The organism is Arthrobacter tecti (genome assembly GCF_054511355.1).
This window is the reverse complement of record NZ_JBTNCT010000015.1, coordinates 20311-34545: the sequence shown is the minus strand read 5'-3', so window position 1 is coordinate 34545 and position 14235 is coordinate 20311. Positions and strand designations below refer to the sequence as shown.

The 14235-nt window shown below is 62.7% G+C and carries 14 protein-coding genes; 11 read left to right on the top strand and 3 right to left on the bottom strand.

What is annotated here, in order from left to right:
• Positions 1-17: 17 nt before the first annotated feature.
• The 8 genes from ACX80C_RS14980 (at position 18) to ACX80C_RS14945 (ending at position 7768) form a co-directional block, all read left to right on the top strand.
• On the top strand, positions 18-467 hold the full coding sequence (locus ACX80C_RS14980) for an NUDIX hydrolase (RefSeq protein ID WP_459327250.1): 450 nt from the start codon (positions 18-20) through the stop codon (positions 465-467).
• A gap of 174 nt (positions 468-641) precedes the next feature.
• Complete coding sequence (rsgA, locus tag ACX80C_RS14975; RefSeq protein ID WP_459327249.1) at positions 642-1712, top strand: ribosome small subunit-dependent GTPase A; 1071 nt, start codon at positions 642-644, stop codon at positions 1710-1712.
• A 292-nt stretch (positions 1713-2004) separates the two neighbouring features.
• The gene (locus tag ACX80C_RS14970) at positions 2005-3123 is read left to right on the top strand and encodes an ABC transporter ATP-binding protein (RefSeq protein ID WP_459327301.1); all 1119 of its coding nucleotides are present in this window, start codon (positions 2005-2007) and stop codon (positions 3121-3123) included.
• Between the two features lies 1 nt (position 3124).
• Positions 3125-3838: an ABC transporter permease gene (locus ACX80C_RS14965; RefSeq protein WP_459327248.1), complete on the top strand. Its 714-nt coding sequence runs from the start codon at positions 3125-3127 to the stop codon at positions 3836-3838.
• Positions 3838-4587, top strand: a complete 750-nt coding sequence (locus tag ACX80C_RS14960; RefSeq protein ID WP_459327247.1) for an ABC transporter permease — start codon at positions 3838-3840, stop codon at positions 4585-4587. Before ACX80C_RS14965 ends, ACX80C_RS14960 begins: the two co-directional genes overlap by 1 nt.
• On the top strand, positions 4584-5561 hold the full coding sequence (locus tag ACX80C_RS14955; RefSeq protein WP_459327246.1) for an ABC transporter substrate-binding protein: 978 nt from the start codon (positions 4584-4586) through the stop codon (positions 5559-5561). Before ACX80C_RS14960 ends, ACX80C_RS14955 begins: the two co-directional genes overlap by 4 nt.
• Positions 5562-5655: 94 nt before the next feature.
• Positions 5656-6873 (top strand): pyridoxal phosphate-dependent aminotransferase, encoded by a 1218-nt coding sequence (locus ACX80C_RS14950; RefSeq protein ID WP_459327245.1) that lies wholly within the window; start codon positions 5656-5658, stop codon positions 6871-6873.
• A 40-nt stretch (positions 6874-6913) separates the two neighbouring features.
• Positions 6914-7768 carry a polyphosphate kinase 2 family protein gene (locus ACX80C_RS14945; RefSeq protein ID WP_459327244.1) on the top strand — a complete coding sequence of 285 codons (855 nt, stop codon included), beginning with the start codon at positions 6914-6916 and terminating at the stop codon, positions 7766-7768.
• Between the two features lie 100 nt (positions 7769-7868).
• Here ACX80C_RS14945 and ACX80C_RS14940 read toward each other — a convergent pair whose 3' ends face one another.
• Both ACX80C_RS14940 and xseA read right to left on the bottom strand, forming a co-directional pair.
• A complete protein-coding gene (locus ACX80C_RS14940; protein ID WP_459327243.1) occupies positions 7869-8132 on the bottom strand; it encodes an exodeoxyribonuclease VII small subunit in 264 nt (87 codons plus the stop codon).
• Positions 8129-9523: an exodeoxyribonuclease VII large subunit gene (gene xseA / locus ACX80C_RS14935; RefSeq protein ID WP_459327300.1), complete on the bottom strand. Its 1395-nt coding sequence runs from the start codon at positions 9521-9523 to the stop codon at positions 8129-8131. Before xseA ends, ACX80C_RS14940 begins: the two co-directional genes overlap by 4 nt.
• Positions 9524-9700: 177 nt before the next feature.
• Between xseA and ACX80C_RS14930 the strand changes: the two genes are divergently transcribed.
• Complete coding sequence (locus tag ACX80C_RS14930) at positions 9701-10579, top strand: hypothetical protein (protein WP_459327242.1); 879 nt, start codon at positions 9701-9703, stop codon at positions 10577-10579.
• A 75-nt stretch (positions 10580-10654) separates the two neighbouring features.
• Positions 10655-11740: a 4-hydroxy-3-methylbut-2-enyl diphosphate reductase gene (locus tag ACX80C_RS14925; protein WP_459327241.1), complete on the top strand. Its 1086-nt coding sequence runs from the start codon at positions 10655-10657 to the stop codon at positions 11738-11740.
• A 49-nt stretch (positions 11741-11789) separates the two neighbouring features.
• Here the strand turns inward: ACX80C_RS14925 and ACX80C_RS14920 are convergent, their stop codons facing one another.
• A complete protein-coding gene (locus tag ACX80C_RS14920) occupies positions 11790-13043 on the bottom strand; it encodes a DNA recombination protein RmuC (RefSeq protein ID WP_459327240.1) in 1254 nt (417 codons plus the stop codon).
• Positions 13044-13128: 85 nt separating this feature from the next.
• Between ACX80C_RS14920 and ychF the strand changes: the two genes are divergently transcribed.
• Entirely contained in the window at positions 13129-14214 is a 1086-nt protein-coding gene (gene ychF, locus ACX80C_RS14915; protein WP_459327239.1) for a redox-regulated ATPase YchF, read from the top strand.
• The last annotated feature ends 21 nt before the right edge of the window (positions 14215-14235 follow it).

Genomic DNA, 14235 nt, shown 5'->3' with positions numbered 1-14235 from the left:
CTCATTAGACTGCTGGAATGGCATATGAGTGGGATACCCGGGTTGGTGCGTACGCCGTCGTCATTGAAGAAGGCCGCCTTCTGCTCGCGCATTGGAACGAGCACGGCAGGACCGGCTGGACGCTGCCCGGGGGAGGACTCGAATTAGGCGAGGACGCTCCAACCGCGGCGGTACGTGAGGTGCTGGAGGAGACCGGATACACGGTCCAACTGGATGAACTTCTTGGCGTCGACAGCCTGCACATCCCGGCCGAGGACCGTGCATCAGGAGATGACCGCCCGCTCCATGCACTGCGCATCATCTACCGGGCTCACGCAGTATCGGGCGCGCTTGTGCACGAGGTTGCCGGATCCACCGACGAAGCCGCGTGGGTTGAGCTGGACGGGGTGCCGAATCTCCACCGCGTGAGCCTGGTCGACGCGGCCCTGGCGCTCACTTACCAAAGTCCCGACCGCGCGCTACCATAGGGAATCCGCCCGATTCCAATGGGCGCAAACCGAAGCACAGGAGGTGAAGTCATGAACAAGGTCATTGTCGCTGCCGTTTCTCCAGCCACACACCCCATGAACTTCGCCTTCCACCGGATGCGCTAGGCAACACGTCCGCCGTCCGCGCGGAAGGCCCCATCAGAGGATCTTTCGTTGCATACCCTTATCGATTACGGTTTCACCGATCGCATTCGCGGTCTCTTTTCCTTTCATTTTCCAGCCACTGAAGCATCCGCGCCCGTACCTGCCCGGGTGATCCGGGCCGATCGGGGGCGGGTCCTGCTCGCTACCGACTCCGGGCCGGTGCACGCCTTGAGTGACGGCGCTGAAGTCACCGGCGACTGGGTGGCCCTTACCAATGACGACGACGGCGCCGCGCCGCCCGCCATCGTCGGCCTCCTTCCACGCAGCTCCACGCTGCAGCGAAAGAAAGCGCACGAACCGCTGGCCGATGTGCAGGTGCTTGGCGCCAATATCGACCTTGTGGGCGTGGTGGTTCCCATCGATCGCCCGCTCTCCACTAACCGGCTCGAGCGGACGCTGGTTGCTGCGTGGGACTCCGGGGCGGTGCCGATCGTCATCCTGACCAAGGCCGACCTGAGCAACCGCTTCGACGAAGTGGTTGCCCAGACCGTGGAACGTGCCCGCGGCGTCGAGGTCTTCACAACCTCGGCTGAGTCCGGCGACGGTCTTGACGCCCTGCAGGCTCGGGTCGGTACCGGCAACACGCTGGCGCTGCTTGGGCCCTCGGGTGCCGGCAAGTCAACGCTGATCAACGCGCTGGTCGGATCGACGGTGCAGGACACCGGCGATGTACGGTCAGGCGACGGGAAGGGCCGGCACACCACCACGTCGCGGGAGCTCATACCGTTCGGGAACGGTTCGGTTCTGATGGACACACCCGGCGTTCGCGGCTTCGCGCTCTGGGACGCCGAGGCGGGCCTCGAGGCGGTCTTCGGGGATATCGAAGAGCTGTTTCCGCTGTGCAGGTTCAGGGACTGTGCGCACGACCGTGAGCCGGGATGCGCCGTTCAGGAGGCAATCGTTTCCGGGAACCTGGAGGAGCGGCGTTGGTTGAGCTACCAGAAGATGGAGCGGGAGCTGGCCAGTCTTCACCGTCGGCAGAGCGTCGCTGAACAGCGCCGCCATGCCAAAACTCTTCACCGCACTGTGAAGGAAGTGGCGATGGCGAAGGACTATCGGAACCGCTTCAGGGAGAGCTGAATCTTGCCTGTGGTGCCCGATCCCTGGGCACCACAGGGGGGAACCGGTTCCCTCTTAACGATTCGTGACTAATGTGCCGTGATAAGCCATACATCCGCTTGTTTGCCGCGATTCTCGGGGGTCAGACAGTTAGACTCAACAACACCAAGCCCTGAGCGCGAGCGCTTCGGTATCGTTCCGGCGCACAATAATCGCGAGGGACCGGCCGCGATCCGGCTCCTATCGACGAAAGGCCACGTCCATGACCGATGAAGCACAAGGCACTGCGGCGAACCGCGGCCGGTCCGGCGCGATGATCCGCTTCCAGAGCGTGACCAAGCAGTACGCCGGGGGCGCCGCCGCCGTCGAGAACCTCAGCATGGACATCGACCGCGGTGCCATCACGGTGTTCGTGGGCCCATCGGGCTGCGGAAAGACTACGTCGTTGCGCATGATCAATCGGATGGTGGAGCCAACGTCGGGATCCATCGTGGTGGACGGGCAGGACGTCGGGCGGCAGAAGGCAGCCGAACTTCGCCGCTCCATGGGCTACGTGATGCAGTCCTCAGGCCTGTTGCCGCACCGCTCGGTGATCGACAACATCGCCACCGTTCCCCGCCTGAACGGAGTGCCTAAGGCGGATGCGCGCAGGCGCGCGGCGGAACTGCTCGACGTCGTCGGCCTCGCCTCCGCACTGGGCAAGCGGTACCCCAGCCAGCTCTCGGGCGGCCAGCAGCAGCGGGTGGGCGTCGCGAGGGCGCTCGCAGCCGATCCGCCGATCCTGCTCATGGATGAGCCGTTCAGTGCCGTCGACCCAGTGGTGCGGCACGAGCTTCAGGAGGAGCTGCTGCGCCTCCAGAGGGACCTCGCGAAGACCATTGTGTTTGTTACCCATGACATTGACGAGGCCACCGTGCTCGGCGACAAGGTGGCCGTCTTCGCCACCGGCGGCCGGCTGGCCCAGTACGCGGCACCCGAGGAGATCCTGCGCGCTCCTGTGGATGACTTCGTGGCAGGTTTCGTTGGGCGGGACCGCGGCTTCCGCCGCCTCTCCTTCCAGGAGGGGGACAACGTACCCGTCCACACGGTCGAGACCGTGCAGGTGAGCCGGCTCGCTGATCCCAATGTGGACGTCGGATCCTCGTGGACCCTGGCGGTCGACGACGACGGCCGCCCGCAGGGCTGGGTACCCCGCGCGACCCGGCAGAACATCCGCTCGCTGGCTGATGTGGTGCCAGGCGGTTCGCTCTATCGCAAGGGCGACTCCCTGCGCCGCGCTCTGGATGCGGCGCTGTCGGCGCCGTCGGGCCTTGGCGTCACGGTCAACGACGACGGCCGGGTACTCGGCGTCGTCCGTTCGGCGGAGGTCCTCGAGCTCATCGAGGAGGCGCGCCTGGACCGGGGCCGCGCCGACCACGACACGGCGGTGTGACATGGAGTGGTTCCTGGATAACTTCCCCTACATCGCGGAACTGACCGGACTTCACCTGGTGCAGGCAATCCTGCCGCTGGCGTTCGGGGTGGCCGTTGCTATACCGGTGGCGCAACTTGCGCGCCTCAGCAAGCCCCTCGCCGGAGCCATCCTCACGACATCGGCCCTGCTCTACACGATTCCGTCGCTGGCCATGTTCGTACTGCTGCCGCTCATCCTCGGTACACAGGTGCTGGACCCGGTCAACGTGATTGTCGCGCTCACCATCTACGCAGTCGCGCTGCTGGTCCGCTCAACGCTGGATGCCCTGAATTCCATCGACGACGGCGTGCGGCAGGCGGCGGTGGCCATGGGGTTCACGCCCGTGCGCCGCTTCCTGACCGTTGACCTGCCGCTCTCGATCCCCGTCCTGTTCGCCGGACTGCGCGTCATCTCGGTAACCAACATTTCGCTTGTGAGCGTGGGTGCGCTCATCGGTATCCCCAGCCTCGGCACACTGTTCACCGACGGGCTGAACCGCAATTTCCCAACCGAGATAGTCATCGGCATCATCGTGACGCTGCTGCTCGCGCTGGTCATGGACCTTATGCTCGTGGTCCTTGAACGCGTGCTCACGCCCTGGACGCGCCGTGCGAAGGTCTCCGGCGATCCAATGCAGGTGACAGCAGATGCAAATCTGGGGTCCGACGCTTCACGAGCGGGCGGGGTGTACTGATGGACTACTCGAGTTCCAACCTCCTCGTGCAGATGTACGAGTGGCTCACCTTCCCCGCGAACTGGAACGGTGCCGGAGGAATCCCGATTCGCATCGTGGAGCACCTTGGCTACACGGCACTGACCATCCTGATCGCGGCAGCGATCGCGGTGCCGATCGGGCTCGTGGTGGGACACACCGGGAAGGGACGCGTCGTCATCGTCTCGGGTGTTGGAATTCTGCGCGCCCTGCCCACGCTCGGCGTCCTGATCCTGTTCGTGCTGCTCGCTGGCCTCGGCCTGATGCCACCGATCTGGGCACTGGTGCTGCTCGCGATTCCGCCGATTCTTGCGGGCGTCTATTCGGGGATCGCTTCGGTGAATCCCGCGACGGTCGACGCGGCGCGCAGCATGGGCATGACCGAACTGCAGATCCTGTCCCGCGTGGAACTGCCCAATGGACTGCAGGTCATTCTCGGCGGCTTCCGGGCGGCGGTGCTGCAGGTGGTGGCGACCGCCGCCGTCGTCGCCTTCATCAACCTCGGCGGGCTGGGTGTCTTCCTGATCGAAGGTACCCAATTGCGTGACAACGGACGCCTTTTCGGCGGCGCCGTGGTTATCGCCGTCGTTGCGGTGGCTGTGGACGGCCTGATGGCCCTGCTCCAACGATTCGCCGTATCTCCCGGCCTGCGCACACCGCGCAGCCCGGCAGGACCAACAAAGACAGGTGGGCAGGACGCCCACGTCAGTGCACAAGGAGGAAAAACATGAGTAATCCAACATTCGGGCGCCCCGTTCGGCGTCGCCTGCTGGGTCTGGCCGCCGGGCTGACTGCGGCGCTGGCCATGACAGCCTGCGGAGCGAACTCGGACCCTCAGGGAGGCGGCGGGAACGACGGCGGCGGCGAAGGCAGCGGTGAGCCGCTGGTCATCGGGTCGGCTGACTTCCCCGAGAGCCAGATCATCGCCGAGATCTATGCGGGCGCCCTCAACGGTGCCGGGATCGAAGCCAGCACCCAGCTGAACATCGGTTCGCGCGAGATCTACTACCAGGCACTTGTGGACGGGTCGGTCGACATCATTCCCGACTACAGCGGCAACCTGCTGCTGTTCCTGGACGCCGAGGCAACCGCGGAATCCGCGGAAGACATCATGGCGGCACTGCCCGACGCCCTCGCGGCCGAGACCCCGGACGTTAATCTGGGCGTACTGGAAGCCGCGGAGGCCGAGAACAAGGACGCCATGGTGGTCACTGCGGCCACCGCGGAAGAGTACGGGCTGACTTCCATCGAGGACATGGCCGAGGTGTGTGACCAACTGGTGATCGGTGCCCCTAGCACCTTCTCCGAGCGGGCCTACGGCCTGCCTGGACTTGAGGAAAACTACGGCTGCGTGCCCCAATCCTTCGAGGCAATCAACGACGGCGGCGGTCCGGTGACACTGGAAGCACTGCTGAACGACACCATCCAGGTGGCCGACATCTACACCACCACGCCATCGATCGCGGATAACGACCTGGTGGTGCTGGAAGATCCGGCGAACAACTTCATTGCCCAGCAGGTGGTTCCACTGGTCAACCTGGATACCGTGGGCGAAGAAGCGCGCGCTGCGCTGAACGAGGTATCCAGCGTTCTCACTACCGAGGACCTGATCGACCTCAACCGCGAGGTGAGCGGCGACGAAAAGCGCAACCCCGCAGATGCCGCCGCCGACTGGCTCGAGGAAAAGGGCCTGGCAGGGGAGTAGCAAACACCAGCCCGGGTCTGCCTATCCGCTCGTGATCACCATGCTCTTGATCACAATGCGGCTGGGCGGGCCCGGGCTGTGGCATCCTTTATTGATGGCCGAATTCAAGCAATCCGATAAGCTCCAGAACGTCCTCTATGACATCAGGGGGCCGCTGCTTGAGCACGCGAAGTACATGGAAGCGGAAGGCCACCGCATCCTCAAGCTGAATATCGGGAATCCCGCTCCGTTCGGATTCGAAGCACCCGACGCCATCCTCGTCGACATGATCCGGCACCTGCCCAACGCCCAGGGATACAGCGATTCCCGCGGCATCTTTTCTGCCCGCACCGCAGTGGTTCAGTACTACCAGGGCCGCGGAATCCAGAATATTGACGTTGACGATGTCTACCTTGGCAACGGCGTCAGCGAACTCATTACCCTCTCACTGCAGGCGCTGCTGAACAACGGGGAGGAAATCCTCGTCCCCACTCCGGATTATCCGCTGTGGACGGCTTCGGTGAGCCTCGCAGGCGGAACCGCCGTCCACTACCTCTGCGATGAGAGCAACTCCTGGTGGCCGGATGTAGAGGACCTGGAATCCAAGATCACCCCGCAGACCCGCGGCATTGTCCTCATCAACCCGAACAACCCGACCGGGGCCGTCTACCCCCGCGCGGTCATCGAGCAGATCGTCGAGCTTGCGCGTCGCCACGACCTGATTATCTTTTCTGACGAGATCTACGAGAAGATCCTGTACGACGACGCCGTCCACGTGAATGCCGCGTCCGTCACCGGCGATGATGTCCTGTGCCTGACTTACAGCGGACTGTCCAAGGCCTACCGGATTGCGGGGTTCCGGAGTGGCTGGATGGCTATCTCGGGTCCGAAGCATCGGGCCGCCGACTACATTGAGGGCATCAATCTACTGGCCAACATGCGTCTATGCGCCAACGTTCCGGCACAGCATGCCATCCAGACGGCGCTGGGCGGTTACCAGAGCATCAACGACCTCATCCTGCCGGGTGGCCGGCTGCGCCAGCAGCGTGACAAGGCGTATGAATTGCTGAACGCGATCCCGGGGGTCTCATGCGAGTTGGCCCAAGGTGCGCTATACCTCTTCCCGCGGCTCGATCCGGAGGTTTATCCGATCAAGGACGATGAGAAGTTCGCCCTGGATTTGCTGAAGCAGCAGAAGATCCTGATTTCGCACGGAACCGCGTTCAACTGGATCAATCCGGATCACTTCCGAATGGTTACGTTGCCGAGCGTTGAGGACATTGAGGATGCGATCGGACGTCTCGCGGAGTTCCTGAGTACGTACAAACCCTGATCAAGTAGTTTCCATACGCGCGCCGCGCCAGGAGGTTCCTATGCAGGTTGTTCCAGATTTCAGTATCTCCCCGAGCCAGGCGCTGCTTGCCGGGCCGGACGTCCGCCTGGATCAGCTGGACCCGGCATCGAAACCGGGGTTCGACGGCGGCAAGCAGGCTGGACGGGCGCGGCTCGCGGCGGGCCGCGAGGTTCTGTCAGAGCTTCAGGAGAAGCTGTTCGCAGAGAGCCGGTTTGGGAGTGAGATTTCGGTCCTGCTGATTCTGCAGGCAATGGACACGGCAGGTAAGGGCGGCATTGTCCGTCACGTGGTCGGTGCCGTTGATCCTCAGGGCGTTCACCATCATGCCTTCAAGGCACCGACCGCGGCGGAGAAGCGTCATCACTTTCTGTGGCGGATCAGGAAAGAACTTCCTGGTCCCGGCATGATCGGAGTTTTCGACCGCTCGCACTATGAGGACGTGTTGATTTCCCGGGTGCGTAAACTGGCGGCGGCCCCGGTCATCGAGGAGCGATACGGGGAGATCCGGGAGTTCGAGGCCGGCTTGGTGAGCTCGGGAACGCACGTTATCAAGGTGATGCTGCACCTGAGTAAGGAAGAGCAGAAGAAGCGGCTCGCCAAGCGGCTGGAACGTAAGGACAAGCACTGGAAGTACAGCCCTGGCGACCTGGAGGAGCGCGCGCTCTGGGATGAGTACCAGCGTGCCTACCAGACGGCGATCGAGCGCACCAGTAGCCCCGACGCTCCCTGGTTCGTAGTGCCTGCCGACCGGAAGTGGTACGCGCGGATCGCGGTTCAACAACTGCTGATCGACGTGCTGACCGGCATGCAACTCAGCTGGCCAAAGGCAAGCTTCGATGTGGCTGCCGAGAAGGCAAAGCTTGCGGCGAGCTGAAGGCTAGGTGTGTATCAAACCTGGATGAAGGCCTGCACCTATAAGCCTTCGTCTGGTGCAGCTCGTACCGAACTGCAGGCCGACACCTGGTTGTATCCCCCTACGCGTGGGCTTGGGAGCCGCCTTGCCCTTCCGGCTGACTCCTGGCTGCGGCGAGGCGCTTTCGGGCTCCCTCCAGCCATTGTTCGCAATGGTCCGCAAGTTCCTCGCCGCGCTCCCATAGCGCGAGCGACTGCTCGAGGCTGACGCCTCCGGCTTCGAGCTGGCTGACAACCTTGACCAACTGTTCGCGAGCATCCTCGTAGCTCAGCTCGGAGACGGGCGGCAGGCCGGCGCCTGCAGGAGGTGAAGGATCGATCGTCATTCTGGTTCCTTACTCTCTGTTTGCGGCACCGAGCCTCGTTTCTTGGTCGGGCGTTTCTTGCTGTTGACCTCAGGAGCCGGCATGCCGGCCTGCCCAGAAGCAGCGTCGTCGCCCACGGTGCGGGCAGCCAATCTGCCGCTGGCAACCCTGATAGCCAACATGGAGTTTGGAAACACGGTTTCCGCCTCCCGGACTACGCTGCCGTCTTCTGTCTGAACCACGGCATAGCCGCGGTCGAGCGTGTTTTGGGGCGATAGAGAACGTACCTGTGCCCGGAGGTGAAGCACGCGGTCTGCTTCCCTCGCGACCGCGCTGTCCATCGACGTTGTGATCCGCTTGCGGATCCGCAGCAGGTCATCGTGACGCACGCTGACCATGCCGGCGGGCTGTGCGAGCACCGGACGGGAACGCAGATGAGTGAGGCGTTCTGACTCGCGGGATACAAGCTGCGTGACGCAACGAGACAACTGGGCGCGGGCTTGCCTGATGCGTTCGAGTTCCTCGGTAACCTCCGGCACCACGCGCTTCGCGGCGTCGGTGGGCGTTGAGGCTCGAAGGTCCGCTACGTCGTCCAAAAGCGGATGATCTGCTTCGTGGCCGATCGCGCTGACAATGGGAGTGGTGGCCGAACTGACGGCGCGCACGAGGTCCTCATTGCTGAAGGGCAGCAGGTCCTCCAGAGACCCTCCGCCGCGCGCAATGATGATGACATCCACTCCAGGCATCCGATCCAGTTCAGACAGGGCAGAGCGCATTTGGGAAACAGCGCTCACGCCCTGGACAGCAACTTCCCGGATCTCGAATTCGACCGCGGGCCAGCGAAGGCGTGCATTGCGCAGCACGTCCTTCTTGGCATCGGAATCACGGCCTGTGATGAGCCCGATGCGGTGCGGCAGCAGCGGGAGCGGCTTCTTGCGGCGGGAAGCGAACAGGCCTTCGGCAGCGAGCGATTGCCGCAGCCGCTCGATCCTGGCGAGCAAGTCCCCCAACCCAACCGGACGGATGTCCCAGGCCTGCATGGACAGCCGCCCTGACTTCACCCAGAAGTCTGCCTTCAGACGTGCGACCACCCGTGAACCGCGCTCAAGCGGTATTGAGAGCCGGTCCATCACAGTCCCCCACACGGTAAGGGAAAGGGAAATCTCGGCGTCGATGTCGCGCAGGGTGACAAAGCACATGGTCCCGCGTTTGTTGAGCTCAATGACCTGACCCTCCACCCAAGCGGCTGGAGCACGTTCGATGTGCGCCTTCAGCTTTTCGGAGAGCACATGCAGGGGCCAGGGGCGGTCCGCCGATGTCTCAGCGGCGGTTTCGGGAAGGGATGATGGATCCGCCGCCCCGGCCGGAGCGGCCGCGATCGCGGTGCCCAGCGACGCGCCGTCGTCGTTCATTGTCTGTCTGTCCTCCCGTACCACCTGCACTCCTTGCGGGCGGTGTCTGTAGTTAATGTTTATCAGGTGCTCCAGACAACAGTGGCACCTGAACTGTTGTTGTGCAGGAGTAGAGCGGATCGCATGTCATGAAGCGGGCATAATCTGAAGAATGCGCTACGGGTGGAATGGGAGCTGATGAGAACAGTAGGATCGGCATTTTTTGTGCTCTTTACGGTGGTATTCGGTGTTCTCGCCCTGCCGAGCGCCTGGATTGCCACGCATGTGGTGTCGGAGGAGGGATTCGTACAGTTGGCGTCTGAACTCAGTGAAGACCCTGAATTCACGCAAGCACTGGCTGATGCGCTCTCCGTGGAAGCGACTGCCGGCGTGGACCTGCCATCCGGTATTGCGGAAACCGTCCAGCCGATTGTCGCTGGGATAGCTGAGCGGATCACGGAACTGCCCGGCTTCGAGCAGGCGTGGGATGAGACTCTCACGCGTTCACACTTGTTGACCTTCGCCGACCCAAGGGAACTCCCGCCGGAGGCGGACGCGAGCTCCTCGTTCACTCTGGACGTTGCACCGTTGGTTGCCCTGGTCACAACCGAGATCGGGAATCAGTTCGGAGTGGATGTGCCGGCGCCTGAACAGACACTGGTGAACATCGGTCAAGCAAACCATCGAGCCCTCCTGGAGCGCGTCGAAACTGCCGCTTCACTATGGCCCGCTCTTACGGCGGCGGCAGCGATCGGAGCGGTGTTGAGTCTTCTGATCGCCCGACGGCGAAGCACCACCCTTGCAGTACTCGGGCTGGGAGCCGTGCTGGGTGGAGCGCTCCTGTGGTTTGCCGCGGGTTTTGCTCCACAGATCGTTGATCAAACCGCTGACGCGAACGCGGTCGCGGACGTTTTCAAGGATGCGCTGACCGTTCGTGCGGCTGACAGTTTCCAGGCTTGGTGTCTTGCCGCGATTGCGGTCGGATTGCTGGTGTCGGTGGCTGGGCTTGCCGCACGCCTTCTGAGCGGGTCGCAACGGGGACGGGTGCCCTCGGACCGGGTCGCTGCTCGGCGCTGAGCGGGTCACTTGGCTCTGAGCGGACAGAGTGCAGCTCACGGGCGGGAGCGCAGCGTGGGCCGTTAGCATGGAGATATGTCCACCACAGCAGTGCCGGTTCCCATGCCCATGGTGCCCAGAAAGCGCCGAACACCGGAAGAAGTGCACGCCGCAGCCCCGGTTGCCGGCTCGCGAAAGGTGCTGCTGGCCGCTCCTCGAGGCTATTGTGCCGGAGTGGACCGAGCTGTCATTGCTGTTGAGAAGGCACTCGACCACTACGGTCCACCCGTGTATGTGCGGAAGCAGATAGTGCACAATCTCCACGTGGTCTCCACTCTCGAAGAGAAGGGTGCCATCTTTATCGAGGAGACGGACGAGGTCCCGGAGGGGGCGCTGGTCGTGTTCTCCGCGCACGGGGTATCACCGGCTGTGGTGGAGGCTGCGGAAGACCGCAACCTCCGCACCATTGACGCGACGTGTCCACTTGTCACTAAGGTGCACCGTGAAGCGGTCCGGTTCGCGCGTGACGACTTCGACATCCTTTTGATTGGTCATGAAGGACACGAGGAAGTAGAGGGAACCTCGGGCGAGGCACCCGAGCACATCCAGATAGTCAACGGCCCGGAGGACGTCGACAAGGTGACGGTCCGCGATCCGGACAGGGTGATCTGGCTTTCCCAGACCACCCTCAGCGTTGACGAGACCATGGAAACCGTGGCGTTGCTGAAGGAACGGTTCCCAACGCTTCAGGATCCGCCCAGCGATGACATCTGTTACGCGACTTCGAACCGCCAGGCAGCGATCAAGAAGATTGCCCCGGATGCGGATTTGGTGATTGTCGTGGGGTCGTCGAACTCCTCCAACTCCGTTCGGCTGGTAGAGGTCGCGCTCGAGTACGGGGCAAAGGCTTCATACCGCGTCGACTTCGCCAATGAAGTGGACGAGTCCTGGTTCGAGGGAGTATCCACAGTCGGAGTTACTTCCGGAGCTTCTGTTCCGGAGAACCTCGTCCAGGACGTCCTGCGATTGCTGGCAGATTACGGCTACGCCGATGTCGAGGAAGTGGTCACTGCCGAGGAAGACATCATTTTCTCCCTGCCCAAAGAGATCAGGGCTGCGTTGAAGGCGATGGGCGACCCATCCAGCGGGCTTGGCGGACGAGGGCAGCGACCGACCTCCTGAAGTTGACTCTCGGGGACACTCCCGACCGTGGGTCGGGAAATCGCTCCAGCTAAGCGGAACGTTGCTCCGCTTCCGAGCCGGTCTCGGAATCGATCAGCTCGGGCGCGCTCAGTAACCTTGGCGTCGTCTCCACGGCCTGGGCCGATAGCGGGGCGTCGACATCAGCGGGTTCGAAAGCGTTGATACGGCGGGCTGTCGGCAGCACCCGTGACTCGAGAGTGCCGACGAATGAGTTGTACTTCTCCACGGAACTCTTCAAAGAGCTGCCCAGCCGGGTGATGTGCGAACCCATTGTGCCGAGCCGCTCATAGAGTTCGCGCGACAGGTCGTACAACTCCTTGGCGTTCTCGGTCAGTACATCCTGACGCCAGCTGAACGCGACGCCCTTCAGGATAGCCAGCAACGAAACGGGGGAGGCTAGCACCACGTTGCGCGAAAAGGCGTAGTCCAGGAGCGCCGGGTCAGTGTTGAGCGCCGCTGATAACACTGATTCCACAGGGATGAAGCACACCACCAAATCGGGAGAGTTGGCGGCACCCTCCCAGTACTTCTTGCGACTCAGTGCGTCAACGTGTGCCCGCACGGCCTTCACATGTTGCAGGAGAAGATCCTGCCGGCGGCGTTCCTCTGCAGCGACCTGTTGCTCGTCGCCGTCCTCGATGGAACTCTGCGCTTCCAGGTACGCCGCTAGTGGCACTTTGGAGTCAACGACGATCTGTTTGTTCCCCGGGAGCTGGATGACCATGTCCGGCCGTGCGGTGGAGGCTGATTCCTTCGAAGTGATCGTGAACGTTGTCTGTTCGTGGAAGTCCACGCGCGGAAGCATTCCCGCTGCCTCGACCACGCGGCGCAGTTGCACTTCACCCCATTGACCACGCGCCGTGCTGCTGCGTAGCGCAGACGCAAGCGAATGGGTGGTGGACAAAAGCTTGGAATCCGAGAATTGCGCTTCCTGCAGCTGCCGTGCCAAGTGACCGAACTGCTGTGCGCGTTCCCGCTCCAGTTGCCCTACCTGCGCCTGGACCTGCCCCAGCTTGTCAGCGAGCGGTGCAAGCGCACGAAGGACGGACTGCTCCTCATCCGACTGCGCAGTAAGCCGGCGGTTGTGCTCGTGAAGGATGCGGTTCTCGGCCTCAGCCGCAGCGGAGGATGACACAGCCCGCCCAAGCCTTTCCCCGGCGTCGTCCAATTCATTGCGTAGATCGGTGATAGAGCGACGCGAGAGAACGAGTGCAACGCCTGCGCCAATACCGACGCCAAGTAGTGCCGCGAGAATGATCGAGAGAAGCGTGATTCCGTCCATGGCTCAACCATTGCAGGTGCCGGTGACATTCTTGATTGATGTAGCGGCGCGGCGGCCACGGGCACCGACGGTAGACTATTTTCCCGTGGCTCTAACTATTGGCATCGTCGGACTGCCCAACGTCGGCAAATCAACCCTCTTCAACGCGCTCACCAGGAATACCGTTCTCGCGGCGAACTATCCGTTCGCAACGATCGAACCAAATGTTGGCGTGGTGAGTCTGCCGGACCCGCGGCTCGGCGAGCTCGCAGAGCTTTTTAGTTCGCAGCGCATCCTGCCTGCCACCGTCTCCTTCGTGGACATCGCCGGGATTGTGAAGGGCGCATCCGAGGGTGAGGGGCTTGGCAACCAGTTCCTCGCGAACATCCGCGAAGCTGAAGCGATAGCTCAGGTTGTCCGGGTGTTCGACGACCCCGACGTCATCCATGTTGATGGCGCAGTGAATCCGGTCTCGGATATGGAAACCATCAACACTGAACTCATCCTCGCGGACCTTCAGACGCTTGAGAAAGCCATCCCGCGTGTGGAGAAGGAAGTCAAGATCAAGAAGCGGGAGGCCGCGCAGCTGTCCGCCATGCAAGCGGCACAGGCGGTTCTGGAGCGGGGTGACACCATTTTCTCCTCGATCGCACGGGACAAGCTGGAGATGGAACACCTTCGGGAACTGAGCCTGCTCACGGCGAAGCCCTTCATCTACGTATTTAACGCGGATGACTCAGTTCTCGGGAGCGATGAGCGGCAGAAGGAACTCCGTGCATTGGTTGAACCCGCTGACTGCATCTTCCTCGACGCCAAGCTCGAAGCCGACCTCGTCGAACTGGACTCTGAAGAGGCGCGGGAAATGCTGGAGATGAATGGGCAGGAAGAGTCCGGCCTTGATCAGCTCGCACGAGTCGGATTCCACACCCTCGGGCTTCAGACCTACCTCACGGCGGGGCCGAAGGAAGCTCGCGCCTGGACCATCAAGAAGGGCGCTACCGCTCCCGAGGCAGCCGGAGTGATTCACTCGGATTTCCAGCGCGGCTTCATCAAGGCTGAAGTTGTCTCCTTCGCCGACCTGGTTGATGCAGGTTCGATGGCGGAAGCGAAGTCCCGTGGCAAAGTCCGCATCGAGGGCAAAGAGTACGTGATGTCCGACGGCGATGTGGTGGAGTTCAGATTCAATGTGTAGTTGAGTTCCAGCCAGACATCT

Coding starts and splice junctions, on each gene's coding strand:
- ACX80C_RS14980 (WP_459327250.1), top strand. CDS start 18: ATGGCATATGAGTGGGATACCCGGGTTGGTGCGTACGCCGTCGTCATT.
- ACX80C_RS14955 (WP_459327246.1), top strand. CDS start 4,584: ATGAGTAATCCAACATTCGGGCGCCCCGTTCGGCGTCGCCTGCTGGGT.
- ACX80C_RS14965 (WP_459327248.1), top strand. CDS start 3,125: ATGGAGTGGTTCCTGGATAACTTCCCCTACATCGCGGAACTGACCGGA.
- ACX80C_RS14925 (WP_459327241.1), top strand. CDS start 10,655: ATGTCCACCACAGCAGTGCCGGTTCCCATGCCCATGGTGCCCAGAAAG.
- ACX80C_RS14960 (WP_459327247.1), top strand. CDS start 3,838: ATGGACTACTCGAGTTCCAACCTCCTCGTGCAGATGTACGAGTGGCTC.
- ACX80C_RS14950 (WP_459327245.1), top strand. CDS start 5,656: ATGGCCGAATTCAAGCAATCCGATAAGCTCCAGAACGTCCTCTATGAC.
- ACX80C_RS14920 (WP_459327240.1), bottom strand. CDS start 13,043: ATGGACGGAATCACGCTTCTCTCGATCATTCTCGCGGCACTACTTGGC.
- ACX80C_RS14945 (WP_459327244.1), top strand. CDS start 6,914: ATGCAGGTTGTTCCAGATTTCAGTATCTCCCCGAGCCAGGCGCTGCTT.
- xseA (WP_459327300.1), bottom strand. CDS start 9,523: ATGAACGACGACGGCGCGTCGCTGGGCACCGCGATCGCGGCCGCTCCG.
- ACX80C_RS14970 (WP_459327301.1), top strand. CDS start 2,005: ATGATCCGCTTCCAGAGCGTGACCAAGCAGTACGCCGGGGGCGCCGCC.
- ACX80C_RS14930 (WP_459327242.1), top strand. CDS start 9,701: ATGAGAACAGTAGGATCGGCATTTTTTGTGCTCTTTACGGTGGTATTC.
- ACX80C_RS14940 (WP_459327243.1), bottom strand. CDS start 8,132: ATGACGATCGATCCTTCACCTCCTGCAGGCGCCGGCCTGCCGCCCGTC.